This window comes from Streptomyces sp. NPDC060000 (assembly GCF_042737375.1).
Lineage (GTDB): Bacteria > Actinomycetota > Actinomycetes > Streptomycetales > Streptomycetaceae > Streptomyces.
This window is the reverse complement of the sequence record NZ_JBHWUU010000124.1, coordinates 1-20,302: the sequence shown is the minus strand read 5'-3', so window position 1 is coordinate 20,302 and position 20,302 is coordinate 1. Positions and strand designations below refer to the sequence as shown.

Below are 20,302 nucleotides of genomic sequence, written 5' to 3'. Positions count from 1 at the left end.
GGCCCCCCCCCCCCTGCACCTTGTGCGGGTGCGTACGGCTAGCGCATGACTCGTGCCCCGGCGACGCTGAACGTCTGAACCGACACTCCCACCCGGATCAGCCCGGCCGCCGCCGCCCGGAACGCCTTGATGTGCGCGGTGGCGAAGTGTTCGTCCAGGGCCTGCTGGGACACCCACCGTTCGTACACCCGGATGCGGCGTTCGTCGGCGGGGTCGGCGGTCATGGCGTAGTCCAGGCAGCCCGGCTCCTCCTCACGGGTGCGCCTGCCGGCCTCGACGAGGTGCCCCAGCATCGTGTCGCGGTCCGCGGGCTCGTAGTCCATCCAGCCGGCGACGATGATTTCCTCTGCCACGGTGGTCCTTTCCACGGTCATGCCCGCGGGCCCGTCGCCCTCGTTCAGGAAGGAGCGACGGGCCCGCGGCCGTTCAGATGGCGAGCGCCGCCGGAACACTGTCCACGGTCACCGTGCCTCGCGTGCCGTCGACGGTGATCACCATGCCGTCCCGCAGCCGCCGGGTGCCGCCCTCGACGGAGATGACGGCCGGGATGCCCAGCTCACGGCAGACCACGACGGCGTGGCTGTTGAGCGCGCCCACATCCACCACGGCCGCTCCCGCGACCAGGAACAGCGGGGTCCAGGCGGCGTCCGTGATCGGCGCCACCAGTACCTCGCCCGGCTCCAGCGCCTCGCACGAGGCCGGGTCGGTGACCACCCGGACCCTGCCGGTGTACGTGCCCTGGCTCCCGCCGACGCCCGTCAGCACCTCGCTCTCGGCGGCCGCGGCGATCGCCTCCGCGCTTCTCCGCGGCCAGCCGTCGATCTCGGTCCGCGCGTCCTCGGCGACGAAGAACGGCGGTTCCAGCTCCCGCAGTTCCGCGTACTCGGCGAGCCGCCGGGCGATGACGGGAGCGAAGCCGCCCGGGTCGGCGACATAGTCGTCGAGTTCCGTCTCCAGCAGCATCATCACGTCCTCGGGCTGCGCGAAGAGGCCCGCGTCGACTCCGCGGCGGCCCAGTTCCCGTACCGCCATGCGGATCTCGTTGATGACGGACACACAGTTGGCCTTGGTCCGCTCGCGGGCCGGGATCCACACCTGGGAGGCGTGCAGGCCGGCGTCGAACACCGGCCGCACGTCCTCCGGGAGCGCTGCCCGGATCTCCGCCGCGATCTCCGTACGGTGCTCCGCCAGCCGGCGGTGACGCTCGGCCGGGGAGTCGTCGTCGGGGCTGCGCCGGATGCGGTCGACCAGAGCCAGGGCCTGGACCGGCGCCGCCTCCCACGACAGCGCGTGGATGTCCCATTCGTTGGGGCCGCGGTCACCGGCAGCGGCCAGGAACTCCTCGAAGGAGTCACGGAACGCCTTCACGTCCCCGCTCGCCCCGTCGAGCGCGCGCTCCACCGCGGCCGGCCCCTTCTCGAACAGGGCGGTCAGCTCGGCCGAGGCCGCCACCTGCCGGGACAGCGTCCACAGCCCGGTGGAGGGGGAGGCGGAATCGACGTCACCGAGCCCGCCGATGAGGTCCAGCAGGGCGCCGGGGCGGTCCAGACCCGCGCACAGCGGGCCGAGGATCGCCGGTCCGACGGACGCGGGCAGCGACGACTCGACATGCCGCTGGAAGGTGATCTCCACCTCCCCGAGCAGTGAGCGGGCCCGCGCCACCAGCTCCGCGTCGGACAGCTGCGCGAGGTCGGGCCGCTCGCGCCGGAGGCGGCGCAGCCGCTCCTGGTCGGCGTCGGCCTCCGCGAAGCCGGTCAGACCCAGCATCCGCGCGACCGTAGCCCCCGCCTTGGCGGTCAGCTCCGCGTCCTCGTCCTCGGGGTGCGCCACGTACACCGGGGTGTCGGAGCGCTGGCCGACGAAGGCCGTGTCGATCTGGTCGGCGGTCTGGCCCATGCGGATGCCGAACAGCCGCATGTGCGACAGGTTGAGGTAGAAGTAGCCGCCGAACATCCCGACGAACGGCGGCCGGGGACCGGCCACCTCTTCCTCGCGGTAGATGCCGAAGCCGACGAAGCCGTTGCGCCAGCCGTGCAGACCGCGCCCCCACACCAGGGTCCAGCCCAGCGGGCTGGCCGGCTCCGGCAGGGTCTCGCCCGCGTTGGCGCGGGTGTAGTGGGGCAGCCGCTCACTGCGCTGCCAGTCCGTGATCCAGCTCTTCATGCCGAGGGTCTCCCGCCGCTGTCCGTGTCCGTCCCTGTGACCGCGCCGGTCCTCACCACTGCGCCGTCCCGCCGTCGACGCTGATCAGCGTGCCGGTGATGCCCGCTCCGTTGTCGCTCGCGAGCAGTGAGGCGACCGCGGCGATCTGATCCACGGTGGTGATCTGCTTGGTGGCGGCGTGCTCGGCGAACCGGCCCAGCCACACCTCGTACGAGATGCCCTCGGCCTCGGCCGCGGCGGGGCCCGCGGCCCGCATCAGGTCGGTGTCGACGGCGCCGGGGCAGATCGCGTTGCAGGTGATGCCCTGGGTGCCGTACTCGAAGGCGGTCGCCTTGGTCAGGCCGTGGATGGCGTGCTTGTTGGTGATGTAGTGGCTGATCGCCGGCTTGTTGGCCTGCTTGCCCTCGACGGAGGAGATGTTGATGATGCGGCCCCAGCCGCCCTCCAGCATCTTCGGCAGGGCGCGCCGGGTGCCGTAGAAGTAGGCGTTGAGGTTCAGGTTGAGCGCGCCGTGCCAGGCCTCGTCGCTGAGCTGGTGGACGGGGGCGAAGCCCGAGGTCCCCCCGACGTTGTTGACCCAGATGTCGAGCCGGCCGAAGCGCTCCGCGGCGAAGTCCGCGAGGCCCTCGATGTCCTCCTGGCTGTTGGCGTCGCAGGGGTGGAAGACCGCCCGGTCCCCGGCGCCTATCTCCTCCAGGGCCTGCTTGCCCTTGAGCTCGGAGCGGCCGCTGAGGACGACTGTCGCGCCCTGTGCCAGGAACGCCTCGGCGATGGCGCGCCCGATGCTGCGTGTGCTGCCCGTGATCACCGCGACACGTCCGTCGAGGCTGCCCGTAGCCACCATGTTGTTCTCCTGCGTGTCTTGTCGGCTGGTCACCTGGTGGCTCTCGCGGCGCTGTCGGCCTCGGCGGCCTTGGCGGCCTTGTCCAGGTGCTGGTGCACTGTGCGGTGGAAGTGCTGGAGTCCGGGCTCGTTGCGTCCGAAGACGAAGTCGGTCCCGTTCAGGGCTTGAAGCCCCTGCTGGACTCCGTAGGTGGTCGCGTAGTCCTCGTCGCGGACCACCTCGTGGAACCATTCGCCGAACCGGTCGGCGGCGTCGCGTTCCTCGTCGGTGACCGCCGGTTCGCGCAGCAGGATGATCTGCTGGGTGACCGACTCGGTGGCCGTCCGGGGGAGCACCAGCGACACGGCGATCCGGTGGCGCCAGCCGCCGGCGATCGCCAGTCCGGGGAAGAGCCAGTAGATGGCTCCGACGCAGTCGCCGGGGTCGCGCTCGTCCGGGGGCAGCTCGACCGCCTGCGCGATGGGCCGCAGGGCCGGGGAAATACGCTGGTGAGCGCCCCAGGTGTCATGCGCCATCATGTTGGAGAGGTTCGTCTCGAACACCGTCTTCGGGTGCAGTGAGGCGAAGTGGTACGTCTCCAGATAGCCGTCGAGGGTGACCTTCCAGTTGGGGCTGGTCAGCTCCTTGGTCGAGTGGTGATGGCAGTCCGCGAGACGGAGTCCCTCAAGGAGCGGCTGCAGATCACCCAGCCAGGCGTCGAGGTCGGGTTCGGCCGCGGGGTCGAGCGAGACGAAGACGATGCCGGCGCGTTCCCCGGCCGGGAGCCGCACCAGGCTGCGCCCCGCGCGGGACACATCGCCGAAGGTCTTCTCGGCGTGCACGCCCCGCAGCTCCCCGGCCAGGTCGTACGACCAGGAGTGGTACGGGCAGGTGAGCCGCTTGGACACACCGCAGCCGGGTTCGATGATCTTCGCCCCGCGGTGCCGGCAGGCGTTGATCATCGCGTGTACGACGCCTTGCCGGTCCCGGGTGATCAGCACCGGCACACCGAGCACGTCGAGTGCCTTGTAGGTGTTCGGTCCGGGCAGCTCGGCCGACATGGCGAGCGGAAGGGGGACGGTGCGGTGCACGGCGTCCGTCTCCCGCTGCCAGCGGTCGGCGTCGAGATAGTTGGCGACGGGTTCCGTCCACTGGCCGTCCGCCTCGTGCGTCGTGGTGGCGCGGTAGTGCTCCATCACGCGCTCGACGAGTTCGGCGGCCTCCCGGCGCATCGCCACGGACGCGGGGTCGGTCGACCGGTCCTGGCTGATCCACGAGGAGTAGGCCGGTGCCGGCGGAGGCTGACGCCCGGCGTCGGTCTCCCGGGTCTCCGGTGCACTGGTCTGGACCACGATGTCCTCACATCCTCCCAGCCGCGAGCTGGTGAACGGCTTCTGGAACGGCGGGCTGGGCTGTGAGCGACACGACAACAGGGGTTAGTGTTGTCTGTCAATAGAAAGTGCCGAAGTCGCTGCGCAGAATCCAGCGGGTCATATCACCCTGGCTCGGAAATAGAGTCCCAAGGGTGGAGCGATCTTTCTGTTGACCGGTTCCAGTTGCCGACGTGTGATGGGCCCACGCTCGACCCGGAGGCGACGCGATGGCGGATGACAGGACCGACCCGGCGTCCGGGGCGCGGGCGCGCATGACCGGGCCCTTCGAGGTCGGGGTCGTCGTGCGCGACCTGGACCTGATGGGACGCTTCTGTCGCGAGGTGCTCGGCTGCTCCGAGGTGCACCGATCCCGGGTCCCGGCCTCCATCGGTGTCCCGGCCGGGCTGGGCGGTGAGCTGCTCGTCGTCTGGCTCCAGGTGCCCTCGGGGGGTTGCGTCAAGCTGATATGGCCTCAGTCCCCGTCGGTACCTGCCCAGTCGGTGGTGCCGCTCACCGGGCGGCGGGGGCTGTCGTATCTCACCTTCCGCCTGGACGACCTGGATCCGCTGGTGACCGCTCTGGCGGCCGGGGGCGCCCGGCCGCTGTCCGATCCTGTCGTCGTGCGGGCGCGCGGTCGCCGGATCAGCTTCTGGGCGGATCCGGAGGGCAACGCGCTGGAGCTGGTCGACGAGCGCGGGGGTGTTCGGAAACCCGATCGGTCCGAGGCGTAGTAATTAGAGAACCTCTTCAGTAAGGTGCCCGATGCTGGTTACTGTAGACCGGCACAACAAAGTCCGATCGGTTGGATCACCTCGCTCGGGGCGAAGGGGCGGACGATGGCTCAGAGGGCATCGAAGAAGTCGGCCGATCCGGCCGCGAACCAGACATCAGCGCGGCTCGTCAGGGATCTGCACGAGCGCATGGTGCGCATCCGGCTGTTCGAGACCGAGGCGGGAAAGCTGATGGAGGCCGGCAAACTGCCCGGCTTCCTGCATCTCTACGTCGGCCAGGAAGCCGTGGCCGCCGGGGTGATGGCGGCGCTGCGCGACGACGACCAGATCACCTCCACCCACCGGGGACACGGACACGCCGTGGCCAAGGGCGTCAGCTTCCGCCATATGTACGCCGAGCTGTACGGCCGCGTCACCGGCGCCTGCCTCGGCCGCGGCGGAAGCATGCACATCAACGACGTCACCCTCGGCATGCTCGGCGCCAACGGCATCGTCGGCGCCGGCATCCCGATCGCCGTCGGCGCCGCCTTCGCCGCCCGGTACAAGGACGAGGACAGCGTCGCCGTCACCTTCTTCGGCGACGGCGCCACCAACATCGGCGCCTTCCACGAGGCCGCCAACATGGCCGCCATCCTGGGCCTGCCGGTGGTGTTCGTCTGCGAGAACAACGGCTACGCCGAGTTCACCCCGCAGTCAAAGCACATGCTGATCACCGACGTCGCCGACCGGGCGGCCTCCTACGGCATGCCCGGCGTGATCGTCGACGGCATGGACGCGGCCGCCGTCCACACCGCCGCCGTCGAGGCCGTCGCACGCGCCCGGGCCGGCGAGGGCCCGATGTTCATCGAGGCCAAGACGTACCGCTACTACGACCACCAGGGCGTCAAGGGACTGCGCCACCCCTACCGCTCGGACGCCGAGGTCGAGGAGTGGAAGACCCGCGACGCGATCGACCTGCTGGAGGCCCGTGCCCTCGCCGACGGCACGGCCACCCGCGCGGAACTGGACGACACCTGGCAGCGCACCCGTGACGAGATCGCCGAGGCCATCGCGTACGCCGAGGCGAGCCCGCTGCCCGACACCGCCGACCTGCTGCTCAACGTCTACTCGGGATGACCGCCATGACCACCGTCACCGAAGCACCGGCCCCCGCACCGGACGGCACGGCCCGCAAACTCACCTACGTCAAGGCGTTCAACGAGGGCCTGGCGCAGGCCATGCGCGAGGACGAGAACGTCTTCGTCGCCGGCGAGGACGTGGCCGGCTACGGCGGCGTCTTCCGGATGTTCGACAACCTCCTCGACGAGTTCGGCCCCCGCCGCATGATCGACACGCCGATCTCCGAGGCCGCGCTCGTCGGCCTCGGTGTCGGCGCCGCCGCCCGGGGGCTGCGGCCGGTCGTCGACCTGATGTTCATGGACTTCATCGGCGTCTGCCTGGACCAGATCGTCAACCAGGCCGCCAAGATGAAGTACATGTTCGGCGGCTCCGTGTCCGTGCCGCTCACCATCACCACCGCCTCCGGCGCGGGCCTCGGTGCCGCCGCCCAGCACAGCCAGAGCCTGGAGGCGTGGCTCGCGCACGTGCCCGGCCTCAAGGTGGTCATGCCGTGCGACGCCTACACCGCCAAGGGCCTGACCGTCTCGGCGATCCGGGACGACAACCCGGTCGTCGTGATGCTCAACAAGGTCCTGCTGGGCAGCAAGAGCGAGGTGCCCGAGCAGATCTACGGCATCCCGCTCGGCCAGGCCCACATCGCGCGGCACGGCTCGGACGTCACCGTCATCGCCCTGGGCCGCATGGTGGGCGAGGCTCTCGCGGCCGCCGAGGAACTGGCCGCAGAGGGCGTCGAGGTGGAGGTGATCGACCCCCGGACCGTGCAGCCGCTGGACACCGAGACCATGTTCGCCTCCGTGCGCCGCACCAACCGGGTCCTCGTCGTGCACGAGGCCGTCACCTTCGGCGGGCTCGGCGCGGAGATCGCGGCCCAGATCCAGGACGCGGCCTTCGACCACCTCGACGCGCCTGTCCTGCGAATCGGTGCCCCCTTCTCCCCGGTGCCGTTCTCCCCGGTCCTGGAGAAGGCGTACGTGCCCGACCAGGCCCGCATCGTGCGGGGCTGCCGCCGGCTCCTCGAAAGGTCGTGACGACGTGGCGGTCGAGGTTCTGCTGCCGAAGATCGGCCTGACCATGCAGGAAGGCACGATCGACGAGTGGCTCGTGCCGACCGGTACCGCCGTCGCGGAGGGCGACGCCCTGCTGCGGCTGGCCACCGACAAGGTCGACGTGGATGTCGAGGCGGAGGCCGGGGGACTGTTCCACCCCGTCGTCCCGGCCGGGGCCACCGTCCCGGCGGGGGCGCTCATCGGCTGGCTGCTGGCCGAAGGCGAGCAGCCGCCGCCGGGCCCGGGGGGTACGCCGATGTCCGCCGGGCCCGGGCCGGCCGGTACGGACGCGGTGCCGGCGACCGTGGGTCTTCCCTCCGTGGCGCCGTCGCTGAACGGCACCGTGGGGGTCGAGGGCACGGGCGGGCTCGACAGCGCCGGCCGACGCAACGGCACCGCCGGGCTCAACGGCGTCCCCGTGGTCGACGGCACCGTTGGGCCCAACAGCTCGGGGAGCCGTCTCCTGGCCTCGCCGAACGCGCGGCGGGTGGCGGCCGACGCGGGCGTCGCCCTCACCGTCGTACGCGGCACCGGGCCCGGCGGCCGGATCGTCTCCGAGGACGTGGAGGAGTACCTGCTCACCCAGGAGGCACAACTGTCCGCCTCCCTGGCGGGCGACGCGGTGACTCCCGCCTCCCCCCTGGTCCGCCGACTGGCGAAGGAGCGGGGCATCGACCTCGCGGACGTGTGCGGCACGGGTGCGGGCGGGCGGATCCGGCGGGGCGATCTCGACGCCGTCACTCCGACCGCGGCGGCTTTGACCACACCCGCGTCGACCGCGCCGCCCCGTCGGTCCACCGCCCCACCGCAGCCCGGGGACGTCATCCCGCTCACGGGGATGCGCGGCGCCATCGCCCGCCGGATGCACGCCAGTCTTCAGGAGATGGCCCAGCTGACCCACGGCTACGAGGTGCGGCTGGACGCCGTCGTGGCCCTGCGGGCCCGGTTGAAGCAGGAGTGGGCCGACGGCGACCTGACGGTGCCCAGCCTCAACGACTTCGTGCTGAAGGCCGCCGCGCTGGCGTTGCGGGAACACCCGCTGCTGAACGCGGCGGTGCTGGAGGACGGGGTTCACCTGTACGAGGGCATCCACGTCGGCTTCGCCGTAGCGGTCCCGAACGGCCTGCTCGTCCCCGTGATCGAGAACGCGGCAACGCTGTCGCTTCCCGATCTGGCCCGCCGGTCGCGGGATTTGGCCGACAGCGCCAGATCCGGCCGGATCTCCCCGGCGCTGCTGGAGGGAGCCACGTTCACCGTCACCTCGCTGGGCGGGTACGGCGTCGACTTCTTCACCCCGGTGATCAACCCCGGCAATGTCGCCATCCTCGGCGTGGGCAGGCTCAGGGACGGTGTCGAGTGGGTGGACGACCAGCCCCGGCGGAGCCAGGTGCTCACACTGAGCCTGACCTTCGACCACCGTGCCGTGGACGGGGCGCCGGCGGCCGAGTATCTGCGCACGGTCGGTGAGCTGCTGAGCGGACCTCTGCGACTGCTGTTCTGACTCCCTCAGCCCCGCGCCCGTCGGCTGTCTCCCCTAGGCCGGCGGGCGCGGTCCGTCACCCCGGGCATGCCGCTCGGGTCCGTCACCCCGCCGCCGGGTCGGCGATGCGCTCGGCGAGCCGGCCGACCTCGTGGAGGAACGAGCGGTGCCCGAGGGAGCGGTAGACGTCGTCGCCCCGGACCTGCGAGACGGCGGCGGTCTCCAGCAGGGCCAGCACCCCCAGGCCGATCACCGCCGCCTCCGCCTCCGAAACCGGCTCACGGCCCTTGCCGACCAGCCGCACCAGTTCGTCCAGCAGCTGCGCGCGGTTCTCGTGGCGCAGCGCCTCCGCCTCCTGGCTCATGCCGGCCGAGGACACGAAGAACACGGTGGCGGCGGACCGGTGTTCGCTGAGCCAGACCACCAGCGACGTGACGACCGGTCCGATGCCCGAGCCCGGCCGGTGCGCCTCGGTGAGGGACTCCACCTGCTCACGCAGCGCCGCGGCGAACACCCGCATACCCTCCACCAGGACCTGGTCCTTGGAGGAGAAGTGGTAGTAGACCGCGGCCGACGTCATCTCCGCCCGCGCCGCGATGTCGGCCACCGTCACCTCGTCCGGCGGCTGGGTCGCGAAGAGCTCCGTGGCTGCCTCGATGACCCACTGCCGGCGCGAAGGGCGGTGAGCTGCGCGGGTTCCGGATGTAGTCATGCTGTCAAGTATGCAGTGATCTCCGTGCTCCAGATCCACAGCGGTGCCAGGATTCACGGGTCCGGCCTGGGAGAGTAACTGGATAGCATGGGGAGTACGCCGGGCGCACGAGCGCCGGTCGCGGTAACCGCGAGGGAGCATGATGGCCACCACGAACGGCAAGCAGCCCGCCCACCGTCCTTCGCGACGCCAGCACATCATCAGCGCCGCGGTCAGGGTGTTCGGCCGCAACGGCTTCGCGGAGACCAGTGTGCAGGACATCGCGGACGAGGCCGAGGTGGTGCCCACGGCCGTCTACTACCACTTCGCGGGCAAGGAAGAGCTGCTCGAACTCGCCATGCGGCGGGTCTTCGACCAGCTGAACACCGTCGTGGAGACGGCCCGGCCGGACACCGAGCCGGGTGATGCCGAGGGCCTGACGCGCGTCATCGACGCCGTGTGGGACTGGGTGGAGAAGAACCCGGACGAGGCCCGGCTCTACCAGGTCCAGATCGCCTCGGCCAACGGCAACATCAAGCTGTTGCGCGACGAGTTCGAGCAGCGGCACATCCAGCGGGCGTACGACTACCTGCCCGAGAGCAGCACCCGCAGCCCCCGGGCGGCCAAGGCGCGGCACGCCTCGCAGGCACTCGCGGTCCGCACCCTGATCAGTACGACCATCCTCGTGACCGCGCTGCGGGCGGAGGGCGGTCCGCTGTCCCGGCTGCCTTCACGGTCCGTGCAGGAGGCGGTCAGGGCGCTGGCGCTGCGGATCGTCGCCGCCGACCAGAGCGCCACGGCCTCATCGGCCTGAGGCGCGCGAGCCCTCTGCTCACGAGGACAGTGGTCCGCGTGCGGCGAACAGCCCGCCCGCCGTCCCGTCACCCCCCGGAAGGATCGCCGGCCGGACCGGCGTGTCCGTGCCCTCCTCCGGCCCGCGCGGGGCGGCGGCACCGCCCATGCCCCTGCGGGTCCAGCCGGGGTCGGCCGCGCTGACCAGGACGCCGGTGCCCATCGACTCGCCCGCGAGCATGCGGGTCAGGGCGTTGAGGGCGGTCCTGGAGAGGCGGTAGGCGGGATTTCGGCCGGAGGCCGTCAGCGCCGGCGACCCGTACGCACTCCGCCGCCGTCCGTGTGGCGGGCCGGTCAGGCCGTCAGCACCGCGCACGCGCTGATCCCCGGCGCCCCGTACACATGGGTGAAGCCCACCCGGGGACCGCCCGGCACCTGCGTTCCCGGCGCACGGCCCTGCAACTGCCGTACGACTTCATGGAACTGGCGCAGTCCCGAGGCGCCGACCGGTTCGCCGCCCGCCAGGCACCCGCCGTCGGTGTTGACGGGGATCCGGCCACCGGGGTCGGTGTCTCCCGCGGCGAGCAGTTCCTCCTGCTCGCCGTGGCCGCACAGCCCGGTCTCCGCCAGGTGGATCAACTCGGAGCCGCTGTCGGTGTCCTGCAGCTGCGCCACCCGCACATCGGCGGGCCGCAGACCGGCGCCCCGGAAGGCCGCCTCCGCCGCGTCGACGGTGGGGGAGCGGTGCGGTCCCGGCGGCAGCCAGGGGGAGAAGACCTCGAACGAGCCGAACCGCCTGGTCCGGAAGGCCAACGACGCCAGCCTGACCGGCCGTTCGCACAGGTCGAACGCGCGGTCGCCGCGGGCCAGCACCAGTGCGGCCGCGCCCTGGCCGGGGGAGCAGAACATGTACTGGGTGAGCGGCGGGCTCACCTCGGCGGAGTTCAGGATCTCCTCCTCCGCCAGCTCCTCGCGCCGCCAGGCCAGGGGGTGGCGGGAGCCGTTGCGGAAGGCACGGGCGGCCACCGTCGCCAGCGCCCGCTCCGGTATGCCGTGCTCGTGCAGGTAGCGCTGCGTCTTGAGAGCGAAGAACTGGGTCGTCAGCATCATGCCGGTCTCCGCGTACCAGTCCGGGAGGCCGTACCGGGCGGCGGACACGTGGAACGCGCCCCGTTCGTGCTTGTCGAACCCCACGGCCAGGCCCAGCGATGCCTCGCCCGCCCGCAGCGCGTTGGCCACCGCGAGCACCGTCGAGGCTCCGGTCGCGCACCCGTTCTGCACGTTGACGAACGGCACACCGGTCAGCCCGAGCCGGCCCACGAGCGTGTCGGGTTTGCCCGACACGTCGGAACCGCCGGCCGCGTAACCGACGTCCTCCCAGGCGACACCGGCGTCGCTCAGCGCCTCCCGGACGGCGAGGACGGCCATGTCCATTCCGGTGACCGTCTCGTCGCGGCCGAAGGGACGCATGCCGCATCCGACCACGTAGATCTCGTCGGACCGGGTCATCGCCGCCCTCCTCGGTCCGTACGGAACGCGAACGTCAGCACGTTGGTCCCGTCCTCGTCCTGGTATGCGGGCGCCATGGTGAGGCGGACCGGAAGTCCGATCTCCACCTCCTGGCGGGAGACTTCGAGGCGTGCCTCGACCAGCACCTCGCCGAGGTCCACATAGCCCACGTGGTACGGCCGGTGACCGTCGGCCGGTGGCCGGTACGGCGGCCTGGGCGGGAACGCCTGGAGCGTCCACGACCACACCCGCCCCCGCACCGGCAGCGGGTGCGCGGACATGGTCCCGTCGGAGCACCTGGGGCAGGCGTCCTGCCGGGGGAAGACGACGGTGTCGCACCCTGTGCAGCGCGCCCCCACGAGGCGCGGGGGGTCCACGCCGTCGAACAGGCCGTCGTCGATGAGTCTGGTGGTCATGCTGTCGTCCTGTTCTCTCACCCGGCAGGGGCCGCGGGCTACCAGCCCAGCAGTCCGGCGAGCCGTTCCCGGTGGTGCGCGGCGCCGCCCAGCAGCACGGCGTCGGACTGCGCGCGCCGGAAGTACAGGTGCGCGTCGTGCTCCCAGGTGAAGCCCATGCCGCCGTGCAGCTGGACGCACTCCGCCGAGACGAACGTGAATGCCTCGCCGCACCAGGACTGCGCCACCGCCGCGGCCTCCGCGAGCGCTTCGGGTGCCCCGGCCGCCCGGACCGCCCGTATCACCGCGGACCGCGCGGACTCCACCTGGAGCAGCATGTCGGCGCAGGTGTGCTTGACCGCCTGGAAACTGCCGATCGATCTGCCGAACTGCCTGCGCTCCCGCACATGCGCCACGGTCAGGTCCAACGCGGCCTGCGCGCCGCCCAGTTGCTCGGCGGCCAGGGCCACCAGGGCCGTGTCCAGGGAGCGCGTGACGACCTCCGTGCCCTCGCCCCCGGCGGTCAGCGCACGAGCCCTGGCACCGGTGAACGTGATCACCGCCTGGCCCCGGCTCAGGTCCAGGGTGGGCACCCGGCGGACGCTCACGCCCGGTTCGTGCGGGTCGGCGAGGAAGAGGTCCACGCCGTCGGGACCCGTGGCCGCGACCACCAGAACCTCGGCGTCGGCCCCGTCGAGCACGAACGGCGCGGTGCCGTCGAGGACCGCGACGCCACCGCGCCACGTCACCCCCACCGGCACGGCGTCCGGCCGCCACACACCGTCGGGCGCGGCCACCGCCAGCGCGTGCACCCGGCCTTCGGCCACCTCCGCCAGCGGTCGCGCGGCGGTACCGCAGCCGGCCAGCACCTGCCCGGCCAGCACCGTCGACGACAGCAGCGGCACCGGGGCCAGGGTCCTGCCGAGTTCCTCGCAGACCACGGCGATCTCCGCGAGGCCGCCGATGCCTCCCACGTCCGTCGGCAGGCCGAGGGCTCCGAGGCCCACCCGACGGCCCAGGGTGTCCCACAGGGCGGCGTGGATTCCGGGGGAGTCCTCGTCGAGTTCGCGCACCGCGGCGATGCCGCCCGCGTCCGCGCACACCGACCGCACGGTGTCGCGCAGATCATCGAGGTCGGTGTCGGAAGCCTCGCTCACGCCGCTCGCGGGGTCGGTCACGGTGGTCATGTCGCCGTCCTGTTCCGGTCGTGCCCGCTGCCGTTTCTGTTTCCGCTGCCGTCGCTCCGGTCGCGGCCGTCCCGCAGCGCGCTGTGGGCCGCCGCCATGCGGGCGACCGGCACGCGGTGCGCCGAGCAGGAGACGTAGTCCAGGCCCAGGTCGTCGCAGAACGCGATCGACTCGGGGTCCCCGCCGTGCTCGCCGCACACGCCGAGTCCGATGTCCGGCCGTACGCTCCTCGCCCGTTCCACGGCGAGGGCGATCAGCGCGCCGACCCCCTGCGGGTCGAGGCGCGCGAACGGGCTGGCGCTGAGGAACCCGCGCGCCTGGTACGAGGCGAGCACCTGGCGTTCCACGTCGTCCCGGGAGAAGCCGTAGGTGAGCTGGGTGAGGTCGTTGGTGCCGAAGGAGAAGAACTCGGCGTGCTCGGCGAGTTCGGCGGCCAGCAGGGCGGCCCGCGGAGTCTCGATCATGGTGCCCAGCCGGTACGGCACGTCCACGCCCGTACGAGCGGACACCGTCGCCGCGGCCTCGCGCACGAAGGAGGCCGCGGCCTGGAGTTCCTCCGGCAGGCTGACCAGCGGAATCATCACCTCAAGCCGGGGCCGGACGCCGGTCGCGGCGACCTCGGCCCACGCGGAGAAGAGCGCCTCGGCCTGCGCCGGATACAACCGCTCGTGCAGCAGCGCCAACCGCACGCCACGCAGGCCGAGCATGGGATTGGCCTCCCGCAGCGAAGCGGCGCGCTGCTCCTCGGCCGGCTCCCGGGCCTCGCCGGGAGCGGGCAGGAACTCGTGCAGCGGCGCGTCCAGCAGGCGCACGGTGACCGGGCGGTCGCCGACCGTGGTCAGCAGTGCCTTGAAGTCCTCGTGCTGTGCGTGTTCCAGGGCGAGCAGCGCCTCGTCGCGGGCCGCCGGATCGGCGGCGAGGATGACACCGCGGATCAGCGGCAGACGCTCGCCGAGGAACTGGTGCTCCGTACGGCACAGGCCCACACCCTCCGCGCCGAGGGCGAGGGCGGTGTCCACCTCCGCCGCCGTGTCGGCGTTGGCGCGTACACCGAGCCGACGAGCGCCGTCCGCCCACTGGAGCAGGGTGGACAGCTCCGGCGGCGGGCCGGCGACGGTGACCGGCAGCGTTCCGGCGTAGACCGCTCCGGTGCGGCCGTCGAGCGACACGGCGTCGCCCTCGTGCAGCACCCGGTCCCCGATCCGTACCGTGCCCGCGGCTCGGTCCACCCGCAGTCCCTCCGCGCCGCACACCGCGGGCCTGCCGGCGCCGCGCGCCACCACAGCCGCGTGCGAGGCGATGCCTCCGCTGGAGGTGAGCACCGCGGCGGCGGCCAGCATGCCGGGCACGTCGGCCGGTGTGGTCTCGTGCATCACCAGGACGGCGTCGGAGTCCTCGGCGGCCAGTTCCAGCGCGCGTTCACTGGACAGCGCGACGACGCCGGCCGCCGCCCCGGGGGAGGCGGGAAGCCCGCGGACGAGAAGCTCCTCGTCGCCGGTCAGCCTCAGCTGCGGGTGCAGCAGTTCCTGCACCTGGGCGGGAGCGATCCGCCGTACCGCCTCGTCCCGCTCAAGCGCCCCGTCCCGGGCCAGGTCCGCCGCCAGGCACACCGAGGCGCGCAGCGGGGGACGGTTCTGTACGGAGGCGGCGAGCAGGGAGATCTCGCCGTCGCGCACCTCGAAGTCGACGGACACCGGCGCGTGCAGATGGCGCTCCAGGGTGAGCAGCGAGTGGTCGAGGAGTGTCGTGCCCGCCGCCAGCCTGTCCAGCGGTTCGCCGGTGTGCGGGGGCGGCGCGCTCCGGCGCACTCCTCGGAAGAAGGCACCCTGCGCGCCGAAGCGGCCGGTCTCGGGGTGACGGCTGACCGCCGTGCCGTGGCCGGAGCGCTCCGCGGGGCCGATGCGCAGCGCCTGTACGTGCAGCGCGATACCGAGGTCGGCGGGGAGCTTCTGGGCGCGGCGGGACCTTCTGGCGCGCGGTGAGTCCCAGCGGGCGAGGACCGCCCGGGCGGCGAGGGCGAGCTGCTCGGCGGGGTCGTCGGGGTAAGGCCGCTCGGCGTGCCGTGCGACCAGGGACAACAGTGCCTCGACCCGGGCGCGGGGCTCAGGGGCGTCCAGGAGAGCGTCGTCCAGCACGGCGGCCGGTATGCCGAGGGCGTACTCCGCGATCATCCGGACCGTGGCCGCCCACACCTCGTGGAGCGCTTCCGCGCTGCCTATGACCGTGCACAGGTCCCCGGCACCGGCCGGGGTGACACCGAGACAGGCGAGGTCGGGGGGCAGACCGGCGACCTCGCCCGCAGCGCTCGCCGAGAGCCGCAGCAGCAGCGGCCGGGCCGGGTCGCCGACGCGGCGTCCCGACAGCTGCTCGACGAGTGCGACAGCCGCTCGTGCGGTGCCGGGCTCGCCCAGCGACCGCGCGGAACCCGCGGGTACGGTCAGCCCCGGCACCACCGGCAGCCCGAGGGCCACCAGCTGGTCCATCGCGACGCCGTGGGCGCCCAGGTCGTCGGCGTCCAGGCCCCGGGTCCGTCCCTGGCCGTACGGCACCAGGGCGAGGCCGGCGGCTTCCGGCGGGGCGATGGCGCCTGCCGACCGGTCGGTGATGCTCAACCCCGGCTCCTTCGCACCAGCGTCTCCTCAAGGGCTTCGTCGTCGGCCCGGCTGATCCCGAGGATCAGCAGCAGTTCCTGGTGCAGCCGCATCCATACGGTGTGGTACGAGTCGCACAGCGGGGAGGCCAGCCACTGGGCGCCTCCGTCGTCGAACCGGTCGAGCGCCTCCTCCAGGCCACTGAGATACCGGCTGCTGCCCACGAGGAGCCGCTCCAGCCTGCGCAGTACCGGCTGGATGGCCTCGTGCACGTCCTCCAGCATCTCGCGCACCTCGGCGTCGTAGACACTGTCGTTGTGGTCGTTGACGCTGCCGTCGGGGCGGCACTGCCAGGCCGTACAGACCTCGCGCACCCTTCGGTTGACCGGCAGGAACGCCTCGTAGACCGCGTTGATCCGCCCCTGTAGCTCGGAGTCCGCGGTAATCCGCAGCGTCTTGGCCGCTGCGTTCTTGGCGTACTCGGTGGGCAGCACCATGGGGCCCTTCACCATGGCGAGCCCGGCGTCGACCAGGGGGCGGTACCGCGACTCCGGCACACCGCGCCACATGCCGCGCAGCACGAGGTCGACGACGGCTTCGGTGAGGGACTTGTCGAACGTGTCTGTCCGCTCCGCGGCAGCAGAATGCATCTCCACACCTTCTCCTGTGGGGCGCGGGCTCAGGCCGCGCGGCGACGGTGGCCGGGTCGCTGGGACCGCGGTGGGTGGTGCGTCGCAGCTGACTGCGACCGGTGTTGCCCGGAGGTTACGCTCAGGCCACCCTGTTAGTGAAGAGGTACTCAAGAAACACTTTGCCGCGCCTCCGGTGCCGACGGCGCCGAGGGCGCCCTGCCGCGCGACCTGGCGGCGAGGAAGGCGTCCATCGCGGCCTGGGCCTCCGCCCCGCCCGCCAGGGCGGCGATCGAGCGCGCCTCCTGGGCGAGCTGACTCTCCAGTGGTGCCTCGGCGCCCACCCGCAGCAGCTCCTTCGCGGCCCGCAGCGCGGCGCCGGAGCCGGCCGCGAGGTCGGCGGCGGTCCGGTACGCGGTGTCGTCCAGTTCGTCCTCGTCCACGAGTCGCGACACCAGTCCCCAGCGCTCGGCGTCCTCGCCGGTCAGCACCCGGTTGGTGAGGATCAGGTCCGCCGCCCGCCGGGGGCCCAGCAGGCGTTGCAGTACCCAGGACGCGCCGCAGTCGGGGGTGAGCCCGATCGCGGTGTACGCCAGCCGGAAGCGCGCGGAGCGGGCCGCCACCACGATGTCGCCCGCCAGGGCCAGTCCGATCCCGCCGCCCGCCGCGGCGCCGCGCACGGCGCTCACCACGGGCACCGGCAGCTCGTGCAGGGCCCGCACCGCCTCGTGCGCGGCGGAGGCGACCTCGTGCACATAGGAGGCGGTCTCCGCGCCTCGGCCGGCGAAGGCGCGCAGGTCACCGCCCACGCAGAAGGTGCCGCCCGTCGCCCGCAGCAGGACGGCGCGGCCCGGATCCGCGGTCACCTGGGCGGCGGCGTCGCGCAGGGCCTCGGCGGTCGGGAGATCCAGGGCGTTTCCCCGTCCGGGGTCGTCCAGCAGCAGCTCGACGACTCCGTCGGGGTGGCGGACGACCCGGACCGGTCGGGTGCTCATCGGAAGTCTTCTCCCATCGTGGGGAACAGCCGTCTCGCGTGGTCGGGGACGGCTCACCGGAAACGGCGCTCACATACTGAACCCGTCGTACAGTTTCAGCAATGGTCGGTCACCTTGTCCGTGGATCTCTGCTGGGCAGAGCGATGTTTCGATCAGGACCGCAAGAAAGATACTTAAGTCGTTATACAGTTTTGGCGACGCGGCGGGCACCGGCGCCCGTACGCCCGTCGGCGGGAGGAACCGTGCCGATCCAGTTCGATGTCGATCCGTCAGCAGCCCGGCTTGCCGAGGCCACCGCGGAGTTCGTCCGCGAGGTGGTGATCCCGGCCGAGCGCGAGTGTGGCGGGTCCGTCCACGACGCCCCGCAGGCGCTGCGGGAGGCCCTGCACGAGGGGGCTCGTGAGGCGGGGGTGTTCGCGCCGCACGTCCCCGAGCGGTGGGGTGGGCACGGGCTGGACCTGCGCGGGCAGGCGGTGGTGTTCGAGGCCGCCGGGTACTCCGTGCTCGGCCCGCTGGCGCTGAACTGCGCGGCTCCGGACGAGGGCAACATGCACCTGCTCGACAAGGTGGCCACCGAGGAGCAGAAGGCGCGCTATCTGCGCCCGCTGGCCGCCGGCGAGTACCGCTCGTGCTTCGCGATGACCGAACCCGCGCCGGGCGCCGGCGCCGACCCCCGCTCGTTGCGGACCACGGCGGTGCGGGTCCCGGGCGGCTGGCGCATCGACGGGCGCAAGTGGTTCATCACGGGGGCCGACGGCGCCGACGTCACCATCGTGATGGCCCGCACCGAGGGCAGCCCCGGGAGTTCCGGCGGTGCCACCATGTTCCTTGTCGACGCCGGCAACCCTGGCATGCGCGTCGTGAGGAACATCGACACGCTCGACGAGAGCCTCTTCGGCGGACACAGCGAAGTCGCGTTCGAGGAGTGCGTGGTGGGCGAGGAGCAGGTGCTCGGCCAGGTGCACCACGGCTTCGAGAACGCCCAGGTCCGCCTCGGTCCAGCCCGGCTGACGCACTGCATGCGCTGGCTGGGGGCCGCGACCCGCGCCCGGGACGTCGCACTGGAGCGTGCCGGAACCCGGGAGGCGTTCGGCTCGCTGCTGGGGGATCTCGGCATGGTGCAGCAGATGCTGGCCGACTCCGAGATCGACATCGAGGCGAGCCGCGCGCTGATCTGGCGTACCGCCTGGGAGTTGGACAACGACCAGGCCGGTGCCGCGCAGTTCTCCTCGGTGTCCAAGGTCTTCGTGGCGGAGGCGGTGGGCCGGGTCGTCGACCGGGCGGTGCAGATCTGCGGCGCCCTGGGCATTTCGGCCGAGGACGCCCCGCTGGCGCGTCTGGTCAGAGAGGTGCGGCCGTTCCGGATCTACGACGGCCCGTCCGAGACCCATCGGTTCGCCATCGCACGCCGGGCGGTGAAGCCGTACCGGCGGCCCAGGCCGACCAGGGTCGACGGCTCCTGACGGGGTGTGGGCCGCCAGGGTCGGAGCCCACTTACTTGTCGTTGACTACAGTCACAGGATGAGAGAAGCTTCTGAAAGCCGTACGGCCTGGGATCCCCGCTGGGCTCCTCGGGGTTGTACGGCTTTCCCGCCCTCGATTACTAGGACGCCCTACTAAATGCCGGAGTGCACCGTGACCGACGGCTTGCCCGCACCCCAACTTCACCTGGCGCGGCACCCCGTGCGCCTGGTCACCGCGTCCAGCCTCTTCGACGGCCACGACGCCTCGATCAACATCATGCGGCGCATCCTCCAGGCGCAGGGCGCGGAGGTCGTCCACCTCGGACACAACCGCTCGGTGGGCGAGATCGTGGACGCCGCCGTGGAGGAGGACGTCCAGGGGGTGGCCGTCAGCTCCTGCCAGGGCGGCCACGTCGAGTACTTCGAGTACCTCGCCGAGCTGCTCCGCGAACGCGGCGCCGGCCACGTGAAGGTCTTCGGCGGCGGCGGAGGGGTGATCGTCCCGGAGGAGATACAGCGCCTCGCCGCGGCCGGAGTGCGGATCTTCTCCCCCGAGGACGGGCAGCGTCTCGGCCTCGCCGGAATGGTCAACACCATCGTCAGGGACTGCGACACCGCTCCCTGGCAGGACCGCCCCGCGCGGCTCGCCGCCGTGCTGGCCGGCGAACGCCCCGCACTCGCCAGGCTGCTCAGCGCCCTGCAGGAAGGCTGACCCGCGCCGCATCGGCGGTCATGGGCCGCACCTGGTGCACACGGTCAGCGACAGAGTCGTCGTCGCGCTTCGCGAAACGGGAAAACGGATCACCGCCCATCTGTCCCTGCCGCCGAACCAGACCATCACCAGTCTCGGCAGAATCGCTCTCCCGGCCACCTTCCCGGGCTGAACACCACCCGTTACCGGTTCGAGCTGAGCGAAGACAGCCGCTGTTCTCGGCGGTCGACAAGCGCACCACAACCCGGAAGGGCGATTACGGCCAGAAGGCTTGGCGAGCTGCGTGGCCTGTCCCGCCATGAGGCCCGCCCCGGGGAGCGGCCCGGTCCGCGTGAAGCCGCCCGGAGCCGGGTTGCGACAAGGCTTGTTTTTGTGATTGTGGACAGTGAGCCTTTTCCATCTTCAGTCTGAGCTGGCCAGATGAAGGGTGAGGACGGCCTGGACGAGGCTCGTGATTCGGGTCGTCGAGCAGCGGAGCTTGCGCAGGAGCCGCCAGGACTTGAGGGTGGCGATGGCTTGTTCGACCAGTGCCCGCACCTTCGCATGGGACCGGTTGACGGCCTGCTGACCGGCGGACAGCTTCTCCCATCGGCCGCGGTAAGG

At 72.0% G+C, this 20,302-nt stretch carries 19 protein-coding genes and 1 pseudogene; 7 read left to right on the top strand and 13 right to left on the bottom strand.

Features of this window, described 5'->3' with window-relative positions; genetic code table 11:
* Positions 1 to 38 precede the first annotated feature (38 nt).
* The 4 genes from ACFWBB_RS40155 to ACFWBB_RS40140 form a co-directional block, all read right to left on the bottom strand.
* Positions 39 to 353 (bottom strand): putative quinol monooxygenase, encoded by a 315-nt coding sequence (locus ACFWBB_RS40155; RefSeq protein WP_385283471.1) that lies wholly within the window; start codon positions 351 to 353, stop codon positions 39 to 41.
* A gap of 73 nt (positions 354 to 426) precedes the next feature.
* A complete protein-coding gene (locus ACFWBB_RS40150) occupies positions 427 to 2,163 on the bottom strand; it encodes a PEP-utilizing enzyme (protein WP_385283468.1) in 1,737 nt (578 codons plus the stop codon).
* Positions 2,164 to 2,215: 52 nt separating this feature from the next.
* A complete protein-coding gene (locus ACFWBB_RS40145; RefSeq protein ID WP_385283465.1) occupies positions 2,216 to 3,040 on the bottom strand; it encodes an SDR family NAD(P)-dependent oxidoreductase in 825 nt (274 codons plus the stop codon).
* Complete coding sequence (locus ACFWBB_RS40140; RefSeq protein ID WP_385283462.1) at positions 3,037 to 4,338, bottom strand: aromatic ring-hydroxylating dioxygenase subunit alpha; 1,302 nt, start codon at positions 4,336 to 4,338, stop codon at positions 3,037 to 3,039. The genes ACFWBB_RS40145 and ACFWBB_RS40140 overlap by 4 nt, the downstream gene beginning before the upstream one ends.
* Positions 4,339 to 4,586: 248 nt before the next feature.
* Here ACFWBB_RS40140 and ACFWBB_RS40135 point away from each other — a divergent pair, with 248 nt between their 5' ends.
* The 4 genes from ACFWBB_RS40135 (at position 4,587) to ACFWBB_RS40120 (ending at position 8,756) form a co-directional block, all read left to right on the top strand.
* Complete coding sequence (locus ACFWBB_RS40135; RefSeq protein WP_385283459.1) at positions 4,587 to 5,090, top strand: VOC family protein; 504 nt, start codon at positions 4,587 to 4,589, stop codon at positions 5,088 to 5,090.
* Between the two features lie 105 nt (positions 5,091 to 5,195).
* Entirely contained in the window at positions 5,196 to 6,206 is a 1,011-nt protein-coding gene (locus ACFWBB_RS40130; protein WP_385283457.1) for a thiamine pyrophosphate-dependent dehydrogenase E1 component subunit alpha, read from the top strand.
* Between the two features lie 5 nt (positions 6,207 to 6,211).
* A complete protein-coding gene (locus ACFWBB_RS40125; RefSeq protein ID WP_385283455.1) occupies positions 6,212 to 7,237 on the top strand; it encodes an alpha-ketoacid dehydrogenase subunit beta in 1,026 nt (341 codons plus the stop codon).
* A gap of 4 nt (positions 7,238 to 7,241) precedes the next feature.
* Positions 7,242 to 8,756 carry a dihydrolipoamide acetyltransferase family protein gene (locus tag ACFWBB_RS40120; RefSeq protein WP_385283453.1) on the top strand — a complete coding sequence of 505 codons (1,515 nt, stop codon included), beginning with the start codon at positions 7,242 to 7,244 and terminating at the stop codon, positions 8,754 to 8,756.
* 82 nt (positions 8,757 to 8,838) lie between these two features.
* Here the strand turns inward: ACFWBB_RS40120 and ACFWBB_RS40115 are convergent, their stop codons facing one another.
* The gene (locus ACFWBB_RS40115; RefSeq protein ID WP_385283450.1) at positions 8,839 to 9,447 is read right to left on the bottom strand and encodes a TetR/AcrR family transcriptional regulator; all 609 of its coding nucleotides are present in this window, start codon (positions 9,445 to 9,447) and stop codon (positions 8,839 to 8,841) included.
* Positions 9,448 to 9,586: 139 nt separating this feature from the next.
* Between ACFWBB_RS40115 and ACFWBB_RS40110 the strand changes: the two genes are divergently transcribed.
* A complete protein-coding gene (locus ACFWBB_RS40110) occupies positions 9,587 to 10,240 on the top strand; it encodes a TetR/AcrR family transcriptional regulator (protein ID WP_385283448.1) in 654 nt (217 codons plus the stop codon).
* A gap of 18 nt (positions 10,241 to 10,258) precedes the next feature.
* Here the strand turns inward: ACFWBB_RS40110 and ACFWBB_RS40105 are convergent, their stop codons facing one another.
* The 7 genes from ACFWBB_RS40105 to ACFWBB_RS40075 all read right to left on the bottom strand — a co-directional run bounded on the left by ACFWBB_RS40105 (position 10,259) and on the right by ACFWBB_RS40075 (position 17,524).
* Positions 10,259 to 10,594: a hypothetical protein gene (locus ACFWBB_RS40105; protein WP_385283447.1), complete on the bottom strand. Its 336-nt coding sequence runs from the start codon at positions 10,592 to 10,594 to the stop codon at positions 10,259 to 10,261.
* Positions 10,573 to 11,727 carry a thiolase family protein gene (locus ACFWBB_RS40100; RefSeq protein ID WP_385283445.1) on the bottom strand — a complete coding sequence of 385 codons (1,155 nt, stop codon included), beginning with the start codon at positions 11,725 to 11,727 and terminating at the stop codon, positions 10,573 to 10,575. Before ACFWBB_RS40100 ends, ACFWBB_RS40105 begins: the two co-directional genes overlap by 22 nt.
* Positions 11,724 to 12,143, bottom strand: coding sequence for a Zn-ribbon domain-containing OB-fold protein (locus tag ACFWBB_RS40095; protein ID WP_385283442.1), 420 nt, complete (start codon positions 12,141 to 12,143; stop codon positions 11,724 to 11,726). The genes ACFWBB_RS40100 and ACFWBB_RS40095 overlap by 4 nt, the downstream gene beginning before the upstream one ends.
* A 38-nt stretch (positions 12,144 to 12,181) precedes the next feature.
* Positions 12,182 to 13,309 (bottom strand): acyl-CoA dehydrogenase family protein, encoded by a 1,128-nt coding sequence (locus ACFWBB_RS40090; protein ID WP_385283439.1) that lies wholly within the window; start codon positions 13,307 to 13,309, stop codon positions 12,182 to 12,184.
* Entirely contained in the window at positions 13,306 to 15,921 is a 2,616-nt protein-coding gene (locus ACFWBB_RS40085) for a putative PEP-binding protein (protein WP_385283436.1), read from the bottom strand. Before ACFWBB_RS40085 ends, ACFWBB_RS40090 begins: the two co-directional genes overlap by 4 nt.
* Positions 15,918 to 16,550: a hypothetical protein gene (locus ACFWBB_RS40080; protein WP_385283433.1), complete on the bottom strand. Its 633-nt coding sequence runs from the start codon at positions 16,548 to 16,550 to the stop codon at positions 15,918 to 15,920. Before ACFWBB_RS40080 ends, ACFWBB_RS40085 begins: the two co-directional genes overlap by 4 nt.
* Positions 16,551 to 16,699: 149 nt before the next feature.
* Positions 16,700 to 17,524 carry an enoyl-CoA hydratase/isomerase family protein gene (locus tag ACFWBB_RS40075; protein WP_385283430.1) on the bottom strand — a complete coding sequence of 275 codons (825 nt, stop codon included), beginning with the start codon at positions 17,522 to 17,524 and terminating at the stop codon, positions 16,700 to 16,702.
* 242 nt (positions 17,525 to 17,766) lie between these two features.
* Between ACFWBB_RS40075 and ACFWBB_RS40070 the strand changes: the two genes are divergently transcribed.
* Both ACFWBB_RS40070 and ACFWBB_RS40065 read left to right on the top strand, forming a co-directional pair.
* Positions 17,767 to 18,987 (top strand): acyl-CoA dehydrogenase family protein, encoded by a 1,221-nt coding sequence (locus tag ACFWBB_RS40070; protein ID WP_385283427.1) that lies wholly within the window; start codon positions 17,767 to 17,769, stop codon positions 18,985 to 18,987.
* A gap of 157 nt (positions 18,988 to 19,144) precedes the next feature.
* Positions 19,145 to 19,696: pseudogene (locus ACFWBB_RS40065) on the top strand (cobalamin-dependent protein); the annotation flags it as partial.
* Positions 19,697 to 20,101: 405 nt separating this feature from the next.
* On the opposite strand, the gene ACFWBB_RS40060 reads toward ACFWBB_RS40065, so the two are convergent.
* The coding region (locus ACFWBB_RS40060; RefSeq protein ID WP_385283424.1) for a transposase family protein at positions 20,102 to 20,302 on the bottom strand (201 nt) is incomplete at its 5' end.